Below are 13,758 nucleotides of genomic sequence, written 5' to 3' on the forward strand. Positions count from 1 at the left end.
CCGCCAAGCTCTCGACCGCGCCGTTGATCGCCTCCGACGCGGCGGTTCGCCCGTGGGCTTGCTTGCAGATCCGCCGAAGCCATGCCTTGACCGCTCCCGAGCCTAGCGGCGCGGTCGTTTCGCGTTGGCCTTCGCTGAAGGTGATATGGGGCTCGCCGGTTTCTGCGTCGCGGAAAACCTGCGCGTCTCGCGCGAGCTCAAGAACGCGGTCCACTTCGCGGGGATCGAGGGCACCGCGGTTTTGCACCTTGATTTCCTTCCCGCAGCCGCCTAGCGCCTTGTCGCAGAGAAACCGGCCGCTTGGGCCGCCGTTGCCCAGGCGGACGACGGCCGCCTTGCCGCAATCCGGGCAGAAATCCGCGGCGATGATGACACCTTGCGCGGGCGGAGAGGCCGCCGTCATTCTGCCTCACGCTCCCACGCTTCGTGGAGTCGGTCGATGCGCTCGGCCGCTTCTTTGAGTCCTCGGGCGTGCGCGCTCAAGATCGGCGCCCGCGGCGACCCTTCCTGGAGGCCCAATATCTCACGGCGCAGCTTCTCTGCATCTTCGCGGATGGCCTTTGCAAGAGCTCGTAGCTGCGTCCGGCGCCGGTTGTCCAGAGCTTCAACGCTCGGCTGCGCCATAGGCTCACGCCCCGATTCCAGCCTCTAGAAACGGCAGGGGACGGCCGCGGAGGACACCGGCCGCCCCCTGCCTTTCGCTTTCCCTGCAGAGGTTGGCGGTTGCCACCGCTGCAAGGTATCGCTCATGCCGCCCTTCGTCGACCACTTCCGCGCGCCGGCCTGGACCGATGCGGAGTATGCGACGATAGCGGAGAAAATCGGAGGCGATGAACGCCCGCACGGGGACGCGGACGCCGTGTATCACCACGGCCATGCCCGCGCCATCGGGAGGCCGGCTTCTCACGACGATGCCAGCGCCCGTCATGCCCGACCTCCTAGGCGCAGCTCGGTCCATCGCGCGGTCATGCACGCGAGAAGATCAGCCGACGTAGGGTGGACGTGGCCGGCGGGATTGCAAAAAGTGTCACGGAACCATTGAACTGAGTCGGGGGGCGCTGTCATGTGCCAACAAACGAGAAGCAATAAGTGATGGTTGATCCGGCGGTAGGAATTACTAAAAGCTTTCCCGGCGCCGGTGCTGGCGCGAAGCGGCCTCGATCGCTAGGATTGCCTCATCCGCCGCGTGCAGCTTGCACCTCAGCAGGCGGGACCCAAAGCCACGGCTGGGGCCTTCGCCCGCGATCCGTTGCCGGCGAGCGCGCATCCAGACACTCGCGGCCGAGAACGCGCGATCCTGCACTTGAGCGTCCTCTAGCGGATCCGTGAAGGCTGAGGCGATCGCTGAATCGAATGGATCATCAACGCGGATGATGACCTCGGCGTCCCGGCCTATGCCACGTCTTTGGAGCCTACCGTCGGCCTCCATGTGACGGATGATGCGGTACGCTTGGCGCTCGGAAATGTCGCCCAACATGCACAGATCGCCCGCGACGCTCGCCTGGCGAGCTCGCAACCACTTCGGAACCCCGGCGGCCGCTGAAGTTGAACCGCGCGGTCCGTGGGTCATGTCGTCTAAGGTGGCCAGGGCCGCCAGGTAGCGCGCATAGTAGGCGCAAAGCCTAGCGACGTGAACCTGCGTCGCTGTCAATCGAAGCGTCGACCCGACCGACAGCAAGTAAAGATTTCGAAATGAAGCGGGACGGAAGGGACGATTGACAGCGACCCGAAAGCGTTCCGTCCCGCGTTCTGATTAGGCCAAGGCCTTCATATATCGATTCTGCCAGATGCCGCGCTGGTCGCCATGAGCCGGCGCACCTCCGCCGCGACCACGGCTTGTAAGTCCAGGATCCTGCGTTCCTCGGCCTCCCTTTCTCCCTCGGCCGTAAGCGGCCTCGCGCATCGCTCGCAGAACAGCGCGCCGGCGCGGTTCAGGAGCTCGCAGCGCCGGCACGTGGGCCCGGCCAGCGGCGATTCGGGCGCCTTCGTGCCGTCCAAGCCCCTTTGGCGTCTTTCCCATTCTTCCACATCTTGCGCGGCCAGGCGCGCGTAGTAGAGCGCGTGAACGGAAACCTCCGACCATCCGAACTTGCGGTTCATCGCGGCCGGCGGCATGCCGCGCTTGGCATCGTGGGTTGCCGCTCCGAAGCGCAAAAGGTGGGGGTAAACGTGCTTGCGAAGCTTTGCGCGGCGGCCGGTGCGCGTCACGACGTCGTAGACGCTGCGCGGTTGGAGGCGGTCTTCGGCATCCCAGCCGCAGAAGAGCGGCGCCTTGAACCAGCGGCCGCGCGTTTTCTCGTCCTCAGACCACGGTCGGGCCGGGTGCTCTTGGAGCCACGCTTGCACGTGCTTGATGCAGTCGTAGAGCGGCACCCAGCGTCGGCCGGTCTTGAGCCCGTCGGCCTCGGGGAGCGTTGCGCGAAAACCTCCCTCCATTGGCGAGAGATCGCCGACGCGAAGCGCGCACACTTCCGACTCGCGGAAACCCGACTCGATGAGCACGGCAAGAAGCGCGCGGTCTCTCGAGGTTCGCGCGGCGTTGAGCAGGCGTTCTACCTCCTCCTTCGTCAGGATATCCGTGCTTTGGGCGCGCGGCCGGCGGGTCCGCCTGACCTTGAGCCATTCGACCGCTTCGGGCTTGCCAAGCCAGCGATAGAAGTTCTTGATGACGCGGGATCGCTCGGCCAGGGTATTCTGCCCGATGCGCGTGGGCCTTGCGCCGAACCTGTACGGGCGGACGTAGGACCGCTGCGAGAGCACGGCGGCCATGTCCTCCCGGCTGGCGCCATCCAGGGGCCGATTCTCCAGGGCCAAAGCCAGGTCCGATAGGGCCCGGAGCTGCGTCAGGACCGTCTTGGGATTGGTCCCGTTCACCAGGCGTTCAGACACCCACCGCGCGCAAAGGGCGCGGTTCTTGTCGCTTGGAATCGAGGCCAAAAGGCGGTCAATTCCCGGGTTTCTGGAATCCATTCTTGCGCCGTCCTATCGGCGCGTGTACATGATTTGGATTCCGCAAGTTATGGACGCGGCGAGATTTGAACTCGCGGCCTCTCCCATGCCAAGGGAGCGATCTTCCGCTGATCTACGCGCCCGTCGGAACCCCGAAGCGACCGGCCCTTATCGTCTTGTCGGCCGTCCCGGGGATGGGCTCGACCGGATTCGAACCGGTGACCACCTCCATGTCAAGGAGGTATCATAACCACTAGACTACGAGCCCGCTGGGTGGCCGGTAAACCGCTTGCGATATAAAAAGGCAAGGGCGCTTCACGGCAAGCGCTGGAGCTTCTCGGTGTAGCCCAAGGCGGTCGACAGTTCGGAGAGCGCCTCCTCGTACTCGGACGGAGGACACGCGAGGACCCGGCGCACCTGCGGGGCGACGAACGTCGCGATCTCGCTCTCGGTCGGCAGGTGTCGCCAATCCTGCCCTGCGCCCAGGGCTTCCCGTTCGAGGGCCAGCCGCGCGGCGCGTGTCTTCGTGTCGTCGTCGGGCGCCTGCCGCAGGACGCGGTCGGCGCCCGCGCGGCCGTCGGCGCGCAGCGCACGCGCCACGGCGTCGGCAAGGGCCACGGGGGCGGGAAGGCCCGCGAAGCGAGGGAGCTTGGCGTCGATGCCCGCGCGGCGGGAAAGCTCGGCGGCGCGCGCCAGGATCGCCCCCACGCCCGTCCGCTCGGCGTCGCTCTCGGCAAGCACGCGGCGGGCAAGTTCGGCGTCGCCGGCGACGGCCTCCACCATGGCCTTGGCCTGCGAAGGCCAGAGCTTGGCCAACAGCTGCGCGGGCGTGGCGCGGTCGAGCACGATGGGCCCTTCAAAGCCCGCAAGGCCGGCGTCGATCGCGCGGCGCTCGAGCTCGCTTGGCAAAAGAGCGGCGAGGAAAGCCTCACGGTCGGCCCCGTAGGTCGCGCCCCCCGCGACGTAGACGGTCTGGCCGACGGAGCGAAGCGCGGCCGCGAGCGCATCGCGGGCGCGCGCGACGAGGTCGCGGTCCGAGAGCTTTCCATGGTAGTAGGCGGCAAGATCCTCCTTCGCGGGTGGTGGGGTCTGCGGCAGGGGCACGGGCGCGCTGCCGCGTTGCTCGAGCGCCGGCATCTCGACCGAGACGGCAAACTGGTTGCGGATGGCCGGGGACGCGAGGCGCTCGCCGATCAGGAGGACCGTGTTCCCCGTGGCCGCGGACTCGGCCACGACGAGCCGCACGGAGGCGGGCTTCCAGTCGATCACGAGGCGGGCCTCATCGGCGGCCGCCGAGCCGAAGGTCCCCTCCCCCGAGGGCGCAAGACCAAGGCGCTTGGCCGTGGCCTCCACGAATCCGGGGGGTGGGGGCGCCTCGTCGCGGCCGCAGCAGACGAGCCCCTCTTCGGTGGCGTAGACGGTCGCGCGGTGCGCCTTCGCGTGGTCGAGGGCAAGGAAGAGGCGGAGCCGGGGATCGTTCCAGTTCTGCAGGCCCACGAGGATCGCGCGTTTGGCGCGCCCCCGCAGAACGTAGGGGGCAGGCCCAAAGGGCGTCGGCAGGGCGGCCACGTAGGGCAGCTTCCCCTCGGAGAGCGCAAGGAGCGTGGCCGCGTAGCCCCGCGCGATGGGCGGCGTAAACCAGCTCGCGCGCCAGCCCAGCGAGGAGGGCTTCTCGCGCAGGGCGTGGATCTTGGCCACGGCGCGGCGCTCGCGCGCGAAGTGGTCCCGATGACCCACGCAGGAGGGCACGATCGCCGAGGGATCACGGGCGAGCTGCTCGGCGGCCTCGAGAACGTTCTTCTCCTGGACCTTGCTCGCCGAGCGCAACGCGGATTTTTGCCGTCGGCGCTTGGCCATGGCGCCGGACCCTACCGTCCGCGGTTGGGGCGGTGGGTCTTCTTCGACCACGCGTACTTGCGCAGCTTGGGCCCGTCGCCAAAGCCGCACGAGGCGCAGCGCCGCTGCTGGACGTGGAAGCTGTGGCGGCCGCAGCGACGGCACCGGCGATGCGTGTGGGTCTTGAATTTGCCCTTTGACGTGGTGCCTTTGGTCATGCGCTCACCGCAAACGGCGCGAGTATGCGGCACCCTTTTATAAAGGTTTGCCGCGAGGCGGGCGATCGGCCACGCTCACGGGGAGATTCCGTGGACCTAGCTCCACGTCTCTCCCCGTTCGCTCCGCTCACGGGGAGATGAAGATGATGTTGTCGCCGCGGAGGATGATGAGATCGTGCCGCTGCGTCGTCTCCTCCGGCGTGCCGGCGTGCTGCACTTCCTCGGCGTTCTTGAGAACGAGGTTCATGTGCGGATGGTCGTATCCGTCGAGCACGCCGCGGTACTCCTTCTGGCCGCGGACCTGCACGATGACGCGCGCGTTGAGCGTGGCGTTGAGGACATCGAGCGGTCGCTTGCGCGGGCCCTTCTCGGGCGGCATGCAGGCGCAAAGGCGCCGCGTGCTCTTAAGCCCGCCGACGCGCGCTTGCGGCAAGCGAGAGCGCGACAAGCGCGAGAAAGAGCGGCAGCGGCGTTTTCTGGGCCGGTGGCGGCTCGTCGAGCACGGGCGACTCCTCCTCGTCGGCCGACGGGGGCGGCTCCGGATCCTGCGACGGCGTCTCGGGCGAGCCGCGGACGACGACCTCGGCGCGGTTCCACAGGTCCAAGGCGTCCGATCGTCCGTCGCCGTTGGCCGCGTTGGCCGCCGCCACGATCGTGACCTCGCCGCCTTCGAGGGGCGCGATCCAGTCCACGCGCCAGGCGCGCTGATCGTTGCCCTCGGAGGTGTGCGAGGCAAGCGCGCCGCTTGCGCGCACGTCCAAGGCTCCCTCGGGCACGGCAAGCTCGCCGGCGGAGACTTCCAACGCGAAGCCGCCAAGGTTGGCGGCGACGGGCAGCCGCGGCAGCGGCGCTTCGACCGTGACGGTGATGGTGTAGCGCGCGCCGCCGACGAAGGACGTGGGAGCGTCGATCCGCACGGCCGCGAAGTCGGAGGGGGAAGGCGCATGGCAGGTGCAGCCCTCTCGCGCGAGCACGCCCGTGCCGTCGGATCGGCTCTCCACCCCGGCGACAAGCGCGAGCGTGGCCGCAAGCACGATTCCAATCCCGAGGGCCGCCTTGCCGCCTTGCCGCACGCCGCGGCCAACGCCGCTCGCCCGGATCAAGCCTTCGACGCGGCGCGAAGCCTCGAATGGCCCCGCCCTTTGGCGACGGCCTCGCCGTAGAGCGCAAGGAGCCGGTCCACGGCGCCCTCGACCGAGAAGCGCCGCGCCGTTTCGCGCGCGCTCTGCGAGACGGGCGCCCCAGCCGCGAGGGCTTTGGCGACGCCCTCGGCCAGCGCCTCGGAGTCGCCGGGCGCGTAGAGGAAACCGTTCCGCCCGTGCTCGACGTAGTCGCGCACGCCGCCGGCGTCGGCGCACACGGGCACAAGACCGTAGCGCATGGCTTCGAGCACGACCATGCCTTGGGTCTCGAGGCGGGACGGCATGAGGAAGGCCGACGCGTGGGCGTAGAGGCCGGCCACGTCGGCGTCGTCGAGGTACCCGGTGAACACGAACCGATCGGAAAGGCCCGCGTTGGCCACCTCTTTCTCGACCTCCTCGCGCGCCGGTCCCTTGCCCACGATCACGAAGCGGGCGTCCGGGACGTTCCGAAGGATGGCCGGCGCCGAGCGAATGACCGTCTCGAGGCTCTTCTCTTTGGCGATGCGGCCCACCGTGAGCAGGGTCGGCGTTTTCTCGTTGATCCCCAGCCGCGCCAGGATGGCCTTGCTGGGTGTCTCCGGGAACCGCGTGAGGTCGACCCCGTTGGGGACGACCTCCATCTGGCGGACGTTGCCGCCGCTTGTCTCCAGGATGTGGTCGGCCGTGGCGCGCGAGGGAGCGATCACGACGTCGCATCGCCGCAGGTACCAGTTGACGTGCTTGGTGATGAGCCTCCGCATGATCTCGCGCGGACGTCCGGGTCGCGCGATGTAGCCGGCGGCCTCGTCGACGCGCGTATGGTACGTGAAGACGAGCGGGAGGTTGTTCGTGCGCGCCGCCCACACCGCGCGCATGCCCATGAGCGCGACGCCGTGACTGTGCACGATGTCGACGCGCCGCTCGCGCACGAGCTTGCGGATCTTCATCCGCGCAAGGCTGATGTGGTATTCCGGATACGCGCGGAAGTCCCGCCCCTTCGAGAGGATGACGTTGGGATTCTTGTTGGCCTCGATCGCCTCCTCGTCGCCGGGCGCAAAGACGTACACCTCGTGGCCGCGGCGCGCAAGCTCCGCCCGGACCGGGAGCAGACTCGTGACGACCCCGTCGATCGTGGGAAGCCACGTGTCCGAGAACATCCCGATGCGCATCGGGGGCCGGTACGGCCACGGCCTTTAAAGGCTTGCCGGGAACCTCGGCGGGTTCCGAGAACCGCCGACCGTCGGCCTTAAGCGTGCGAGGGGGCTAGGGCTTCCGACATGCGCCTCGCCGGTACGCTCCTTGCGGCAAGCGTCGTACTCGCCGGATGCCTTGCGCCCTCGCAGACCCTCCCCCCGCCCGCGCCCGACGAAGGGCCGACGGAGCCCGAAGCCCTCGCGTTTCTGCCGGCCGTCTTCGTGGACGCCGTGCGCGTGGCAAGCGAGCCTTCCGTCAAGGTGGCGCGCGACGGGACGATCTACGTGGCGGGCCCGACGGGGACGATCAAGTACGCCACGCGTCCCCAGGACGCGATCCCCAACGCGCGCGAGGGAGGCATCCTGCAAGGCGGAATCTGGGTGAGCCGGGACGGCGGCTTGACCTTCGCCTACTCGGCCGGCCTTGGCCCTTCGCCCTACCAAAGCGCGCAGCCCGGCGGCGGCGACAGCGACATCGCCATCGACGGCAACGGCCGCGTGTACGTGACCGATCAGATGGGCCTTGCAGCCGAGCACGTGAAGTACAGCGACGACGGCGGCCGCACGTGGACGGCAAGCACGACGCCCGGCTCGGCCGACATCACGCCCGTGGACCGCCAGTGGCTTCGCTCGGATCCCGACGAGCCCGGCCACGTGTACCTCAACTTCAACAACATCGGCAACGGCATCGCCGTCACGCAAACGCGCGACGGCGGCGCAACTTGGTCGGGCCGCGTCGTCACGTCGCGGTCGACCGCCCCCGGGCCGTTGGTCACCCTGCCGGGCGGCTTCGTGGGATTCTCGTACTACGAGGGCGGCCTCTTCTTCACGCGCAGCGACGACCACGGCCGAACCTGGAGCGACGTGGAGATTCCCGGCGTCGGGGGCCTCACGGACTTCTTCCCGGTCGCCTTTGGCGACGCAGCCGGCACGTTGTACATCAGTTGGGCCGAGCGGCGCGGCTCCGACAGCGCGCTTGCGTACGCCGTCTCGGTCGACCGGGGAAGGACGTGGAGCGAGCCCCGCACGCTTGCGCAGGTCCCCGGCATCATGCTCTTCTCGTGGGGCGTGGGGGGCGACGCGGGACGCGCCGGCTTCGTATGGTACGAAGCGCCCGACCCCAACGGGGAATGGTATGAGGAGGCGGCGGTCGCCCTGGGCCTCGACGGCCCGGAGCCCCGCGTCGTGCGGGCGCGCGTGCAGCCCGAGGCCGTGCGCGTGGGACCACCCTGCACGTCGGGCTCGACCTGCACGAGCGGTCGCGAGTTCGGCGACTTCCAGATGGTCTCCGTGACGCCCGACGGATTCCTCGTCGTCGCCTACGTCCAGGTCCTCAGCGCCTTCGACGGCGGGCGGCTCGTCTTTGCGAAGCAGGCCGCGGGACCGCGCCTGTTCGACGCGCCGCCGGCGACGTGGATCTGGTAGGTCTACTCCGTGGGAAGCCCCAACTGCCGCGCGATCACGAGGCGTTGGATCTCGCTTGTGCCCTCGTAGATCGTGGTCACCTTGGCGTCGCGGAAGTACCGCTCGACCGGGAACTCGGTCACGTACCCGTTGCCGCCGAAGATCTGCACCGCCTGGACGGCCGCCTTCATGGCAAGCTCGGAGGCCAGAAGCTTGGCCATGGCGGCCTCCTTCGTGCACCGCACGCCGCCGTCCTTGAGCGACGCGGCGCGAAGCGTGAGGAGCCTTGCGGCCTCAAGCTCGGTGGCCATGTCCGCGATCTTCCACTGGATGGCCTGGAAGCTCCCGATGGGCTTTCCGAAGGCGACGCGCTCCTTGGCGTAGGCCAGGCTCTCCTCCAGGCATGCGCGCGCGATCCCGAGGCCTTGCGCGGCGATTCCGACGCGCGAGGCGTCGAGCGCCGAGAGCGCGATCCGCATGCCCTCGCCTTCCTCGCCGAGCCGCCGGCCGGCGGGAATGCGGACATCGTCCAGGTTCATGACGTTCGTCACGCTGCCGCGGATGCCCATCTTGTGCTCGGCCTTGGCCATCGACACCCCGGCGTCCCGGGGCGAGAGGAGGAACGCCGTGATGCCGCGGGCGCGGCGCTCGGGCTGCGTCTTTGCCATGACCACGAACAGGCCCGCGTAGGCGCCGTTTGTGATCCAGGCCTTCGTGCCCGACAGGACGTACTCGTCGCCCCGGCGGACGGCGCGCGCCTCCATGCCCCCCGGATCGCTGCCCACGCCCGGCTCCGAAAGGGCAAAGGCGCCCAGCGTTTCGCCGCTTGCCAGCCGCGGCAGCCACTCGCGCTTCTGCTCGGGCGTTCCGAATTCCACGAGAGGGTACGTGGCGACGCCCGTGTGCACCGCGTACGTGACGGCCGTGGCCGCGCAGGCGCGCGCGATCTCCTCCAGGATGCACGCGTAGGTCACGGCGGGAAGCTCGGTCCCGCCGAACTCGAGGGGAACCTGCGGTCCCAGGAGGCCGAGCTTTCCCATCTCCGCAAGCGTGTCGGAAGGGAAACGGCCGGTGCGGTCAAGCTCGGGCGCTCGCGGCTTCACCGTGCGCTCGCAGAACTCTTTGACCGTGGACACGATGGCGCGCTGCTCCTCGTCGAGGTCGAAGTCCACGCGCGGCATCCGCTGTGCGGGCTCTTAAACCATGGTGGCAAGAAGGAGAGGGAAGGCGAGCCCCCCACCACGATGCTCGGGGAGGAGGGACCAACGTTTCGCTTGAAGGTGGTCGGAGGCTCGCGCCTTTCCGGCCGAGGAAAGGGCGCGGTTCCCATGAAATCGTGTACAGCGTTCGTTTTCGACCCCGTGTCCGTGCGGTCGGACGAACAAGCCCCGTTGCGGGGTCGGACGACATTAGGCTTATGGCGGGCATAGGGCATTGCCACCGCCATGGACGGCACGACGGCGGGGAACGCTCCTCGGTCGGGCGACGGCAGCCAGACCATCCTGCTCGTGGACGACGAGGTGGACATCCTCGAGTCCCTGCGCGAACTCTTCGTGGGTTCCCTGAAGAACGTGCACGTGCGCACGGCCCGGTCGGGACCTTCGGGGCTCGAGATCCTGCGAACGGAGCGGGTGGACCTCATCGTCACCGACTACAAGATGCCCGGCATGAACGGTCTGCAGTTCCTCCAGGAGGCCCAGAAGATCGCGCCTGGCGTCCCGCGGGTCCTCGTCACGGCCTTCCCGGATCTTTCGATCGCCATCCAAGCAATCAACGAAGCCTCGATCGAGAACTTCATCACGAAGCCCTTCGAGTCCAAGCAGATGATCGAGGTCGTCCGCGCGGTCCTGCTGGATCGGAAAACGCAGCAGTTGTGGAACGAGTCCTTCGCGCGCGCCGTTGCGCGCCGATGATCGGGGGGTCGTCGCCTGAACGTGCAGAACATCATCGACCGCCTCACCGTCGTGGGCCTTGCGCCGCAGGAAGCGGCCGTGTACGTGCACCTCAACATGATGGGGGCCAGCAAGGCGAGCGACATCGCCGCGGCCCTGAAGCTCCACCGCACGGAGGCCTACCGCATCCTCCAGAACCTCGTTCAGCAGGGCTTCGCCACGTCCACGCTGTCGCGGCCCATCCGGTTCGAGGCGGCGCCGCCCGAGAAGCTCTTCTCGGAGATCCTGTCCGCGCAGGAGGCCAAGTTCGAGTCCATCACGCGCGCCAAGAACGAGCTCGCGTCGTCGCTTGCCACCCTTCGCACGCCGATGGAGACAAACGTCTCCCGCAACACCTTCAAGATCCTGCAGGGGCGCCGCGAGATCTACGGCGTCATGGAGCGGCTCCTGCGCGACGCCCGGTCGGAGGCGCGGTTCCTCTCCACGCACGAGGGCGGCTTTGGCATGGCGAGCATGGCCGGGACGTGGGACGTCCTCGCCGACCGCGCGCAGCAGGGCCTCGCCGCCCGCGTGCTGTTGGCGCCCGCGCCCGAGACGCGTGTCAAGCTCGCCCAGGTCGCCGGCGTTCCGCCCATCGAAATCCGCGAATACGACGTGGATCGAACGCTCCAATTCGTGATCGGCGACGACCGTCAGCTCCTCCTCTGGGTCGTGGCCGACCCCTCGACGAGGCTGTCCTCCGACAAGGACACGGCCATCTGGACCGACGCGACCGAGTTCGTGGGGACGCTGCGCACGCTCTTCGACACGGCGTGGGACCACGCAAGCCAGCCGCTTCAGACCTCGCCGCCGGCCTCGCGCACGATGGCCAGCGGCAAAGGACGCTAGCCGGAGCGGCCCTCTTCGGCCGGCCCTACCGCCCTTCGTAGCTGGGCTTGCGCTTCTCGAGGAAGGCCTTCATGCCCTCCTTCTGGTCGCGCGTGGCAAAGCAGAGGGCGAAGGCCTTCTGCTCGAAGGCGAGGCCCTCGGCAAGCGTCATGGACATTCCGCGCGTGATCGACTCGCGGGCAAGCGCCACGGCGCGCGGGCCATGGACGGAGATCGCGTCGGCGATGCGCAGCGCCTCCTCGAGCAGCTTCTCGCGCGGGACCACGGCGTTCACGAGCCCCCAGGAAAGCGCGGTGTCGGCCTTGATCCGCTCGCCCGTGAGGATCATCTGCTTGGCGCGAGGCTCGCCGACGATGCGCGGGAGCCGTTGCGTTCCGCCGAAACCCGGGATGACGGCAAGGCCGACCTCCGGAAGCCCGAACTGCGCGTTCTCGGAGGCCACGCGCAGATCGCACGCCAACGCCATCTCGCAGCCTCCCCCGAGCGCGTAGCCGTTCACGGCGGCGATCGTCACCTTCGGGCTTGCGGCGATCGCATCGGCAAGCCCATGGCCAAGGCGCGCGTGCTCGGCGGCCGCCGAGGGATCCATCGTGGCCATCTCGGCGATGTCGGCGCCCGCGCAGAAGGCCTTTTCCCCGGCGCCGGTGAGGACGATGGCGCTTCCGGGCGCACGGTTGGCCCTCTCAAGAGCGGCCACGAGATCAAGGATCACGACGTGGTTGAGCGCGTTCAACGCTTCCGGGCGATCGATCGTGACGATCTGTGCGGAACGCACGGTCTCGACGCGGACGAGGGGGCCGGGCATGCGGATCGTTCCGGCAGGCGGCCGCGCGGCTATAGGCATTTCGGGCCACGACGCGCCGGCTTTACAGCCGTAGCAGCCCGGCGGCCAGAAGCCCCGCGCTGCAGAAGAGCCCGACGAGGACGGCCAAGGCTCGAAGGCGACCGCCGAAGTAGAACGTGGCAAGGTCGATGGAGACGATCGGCACGAGCGAAGCGGCATCGTCGAAGCGCGCGTCGCACCGTCGGCACGCGAAGAACACTTCGTCCTCGACGAGGAATCCCTCCACGCCCGCCCGTCCGCACGATGGGCACAAGGCTCGTGCGGGTCGTTCCGCAACCGAACGACCGGGCCGCTCTTGATCCGACTCTGGGCGTGCGGGTCGCACGCGCGCCGGCGGCGGCGCGTGCGTCGCGCCGGACGCAGCCGACGGGGCGTCCGCAGGAGACGGCTGCGGCACGACCGCCTCGGCCGTGTCGAGCGAAGGGACGGCGACCGAGCGAACGTGCGAGCCTTGAGTCGCATCGCCATCAAGACCGCTTGCGGTCTCCGCCATCGCCGGAGCGCGCGGGCGGGCACGCCCTCGTCCGCGGCCCCGTCCCCACGACGCCGCCCAAACGCGATGGAACTCCCGCCGCAGGCGCTCGTGCCGGGTCCGGTCGGAGCCCAGCCAAGCGGCGACCTCAGGCCGCTGGACGAACGCGTCGAAGGCCTCGTCTTCCGTCATGCCCTTGCACGCAAGAACGAACGACTCGACGGTTTCCGCGGACGCCATTCATTCCCGCTCCGCGAGAAGGCGGCGGGCCAAGGTGGTGGCGCGCAGGAACCGGTAAGCGATCCAAGCGGCAGCAAGTCCAGCGACGAAGGCCGTCGCAACGATGCGGAAGAACACGCGGTCGCGGTCGGCGAGCATGGCCGGGCCTGGGGCGGCGGCGGTCGCCCCAAGCGAGTAGACGTGCGCGAGCATGGCTCCCACGGCCCCGCCGAGAACGATCAACGCGAAAAGGTCGATCCAGAGAAGCAGGCGCGCGACGCTCCTTGGCTCGAGGGTTTCGACGGCCTGCACGCGGGGTACCCCCGTTGAGTCCGGACGGCCGATCTCATGAAGGGTGCGGGAAGGGGCGGTCACCCTGCGCTCACTCCCGTTCTCGAGGCTCGGCGTGCGAGTCGAAGGGGGGGCCGGTTTCGCTGGCGGGTTGGGTGGCGCCTGCCATCTCGCGCTCCAGTCGGACCAGGAATTCGGGAATCCGCTCCTCCGGTCCGGCCGTCGCGCGGCGCCGGTGCGCCCAGAACATGAGAAGGACGGATCCGGCGATCGCAAGCGTGATGAGGATCCACCAGGAGGTCGGCTCCGGGGTCAACGGCGGCGCGACCGAGATTCCGCGCGGCGGGGGCGGGTCGGAAAGAGGCGTCGGCGTCAGCGAGCCTGGCAAGCGGACGGCCTGGTGCTTCTCGTTCACCGAGAAGGTCCACTGG

16 protein-coding genes and 2 tRNA genes are annotated in these 13,758 nt (G+C 68.8%); 3 read left to right on the top strand and 15 right to left on the bottom strand.

The window, feature by feature from the left end; translation table 11 throughout:
• The 10 genes from VM681_02420 to VM681_02465 all read right to left on the bottom strand — a co-directional run.
• Positions 1-403 (bottom strand): hypothetical protein (locus VM681_02420; protein HVL86853.1); only part of this gene is annotated, 403 nt, incomplete at its 3' end.
• A 714-nt stretch (positions 404-1,117) separates the two neighbouring features.
• Positions 1,118-1,651, bottom strand: coding sequence for a hypothetical protein (locus VM681_02425; GenBank protein ID HVL86854.1), 534 nt, complete (start codon positions 1,649-1,651; stop codon positions 1,118-1,120).
• 116 nt (positions 1,652-1,767) lie between these two features.
• The gene (locus VM681_02430) at positions 1,768-2,889 is read right to left on the bottom strand and encodes a tyrosine-type recombinase/integrase (GenBank protein HVL86855.1); all 1,122 of its coding nucleotides are present in this window, start codon (positions 2,887-2,889) and stop codon (positions 1,768-1,770) included.
• 131 nt (positions 2,890-3,020) lie between these two features.
• Positions 3,021-3,092, bottom strand: a tRNA-Ala gene (locus tag VM681_02435).
• 52 nt (positions 3,093-3,144) lie between these two features.
• Positions 3,145-3,217 (bottom strand) — tRNA-Val (locus tag VM681_02440).
• Between the two features lie 47 nt (positions 3,218-3,264).
• Positions 3,265-4,806, bottom strand: a complete 1,542-nt coding sequence (locus tag VM681_02445) for a hypothetical protein (GenBank protein ID HVL86856.1) — start codon at positions 4,804-4,806, stop codon at positions 3,265-3,267.
• An 11-nt stretch (positions 4,807-4,817) separates the two neighbouring features.
• Positions 4,818-5,003, bottom strand: coding sequence for a 50S ribosomal protein L37e (locus VM681_02450; protein ID HVL86857.1), 186 nt, complete (start codon positions 5,001-5,003; stop codon positions 4,818-4,820).
• A 127-nt stretch (positions 5,004-5,130) separates the two neighbouring features.
• Positions 5,131-5,382, bottom strand: coding sequence for an LSM domain-containing protein (locus VM681_02455; GenBank protein ID HVL86858.1), 252 nt, complete (start codon positions 5,380-5,382; stop codon positions 5,131-5,133).
• A gap of 25 nt (positions 5,383-5,407) precedes the next feature.
• Positions 5,408-6,076 carry a choice-of-anchor V domain-containing protein gene (locus tag VM681_02460; protein HVL86859.1) on the bottom strand — a complete coding sequence of 223 codons (669 nt, stop codon included), beginning with the start codon at positions 6,074-6,076 and terminating at the stop codon, positions 5,408-5,410.
• Positions 6,077-6,102: 26 nt separating this feature from the next.
• A complete protein-coding gene (locus VM681_02465) occupies positions 6,103-7,293 on the bottom strand; it encodes a glycosyltransferase (GenBank protein HVL86860.1) in 1,191 nt (396 codons plus the stop codon).
• Positions 7,294-7,401: 108 nt separating this feature from the next.
• On the opposite strand from VM681_02465, the gene VM681_02470 reads away from it, so the two are divergent.
• The gene (locus VM681_02470; GenBank protein HVL86861.1) at positions 7,402-8,742 is read left to right on the top strand and encodes a sialidase family protein; all 1,341 of its coding nucleotides are present in this window, start codon (positions 7,402-7,404) and stop codon (positions 8,740-8,742) included.
• Positions 8,743-8,744: 2 nt separating this feature from the next.
• Here VM681_02470 and VM681_02475 read toward each other — a convergent pair whose 3' ends face one another.
• The gene (locus VM681_02475) at positions 8,745-9,893 is read right to left on the bottom strand and encodes an acyl-CoA dehydrogenase family protein (GenBank protein ID HVL86862.1); all 1,149 of its coding nucleotides are present in this window, start codon (positions 9,891-9,893) and stop codon (positions 8,745-8,747) included.
• A 273-nt stretch (positions 9,894-10,166) separates the two neighbouring features.
• Here VM681_02475 and VM681_02480 point away from each other — a divergent pair, with 273 nt between their 5' ends.
• Complete coding sequence (locus tag VM681_02480; GenBank protein HVL86863.1) at positions 10,167-10,634, top strand: response regulator; 468 nt, start codon at positions 10,167-10,169, stop codon at positions 10,632-10,634.
• Between the two features lie 21 nt (positions 10,635-10,655).
• Positions 10,656-11,501 carry a helix-turn-helix domain-containing protein gene (locus VM681_02485; GenBank protein ID HVL86864.1) on the top strand — a complete coding sequence of 282 codons (846 nt, stop codon included), beginning with the start codon at positions 10,656-10,658 and terminating at the stop codon, positions 11,499-11,501.
• A 25-nt stretch (positions 11,502-11,526) separates the two neighbouring features.
• Here the strand turns inward: VM681_02485 and VM681_02490 are convergent, their stop codons facing one another.
• The 4 genes from VM681_02490 to VM681_02505 form a co-directional block, all read right to left on the bottom strand.
• Positions 11,527-12,306, bottom strand: a complete 780-nt coding sequence (locus VM681_02490; GenBank protein HVL86865.1) for an enoyl-CoA hydratase-related protein — start codon at positions 12,304-12,306, stop codon at positions 11,527-11,529.
• A 61-nt stretch (positions 12,307-12,367) separates the two neighbouring features.
• Positions 12,368-12,571 carry a hypothetical protein gene (locus VM681_02495; protein ID HVL86866.1) on the bottom strand — a complete coding sequence of 68 codons (204 nt, stop codon included), beginning with the start codon at positions 12,569-12,571 and terminating at the stop codon, positions 12,368-12,370.
• Between the two features lie 486 nt (positions 12,572-13,057).
• Positions 13,058-13,348, bottom strand: coding sequence for a hypothetical protein (locus VM681_02500; GenBank protein ID HVL86867.1), 291 nt, complete (start codon positions 13,346-13,348; stop codon positions 13,058-13,060).
• A gap of 70 nt (positions 13,349-13,418) precedes the next feature.
• A partial coding sequence (locus tag VM681_02505) for a hypothetical protein (GenBank protein HVL86868.1) occupies positions 13,419-13,758 on the bottom strand: 340 nt, incomplete at its 5' end.

This window comes from Candidatus Thermoplasmatota archaeon (genome assembly GCA_035541015.1).
Lineage (GTDB): Archaea > Thermoplasmatota > SW-10-69-26 > JACQPN01 > JAIVGT01 > DATLFM01.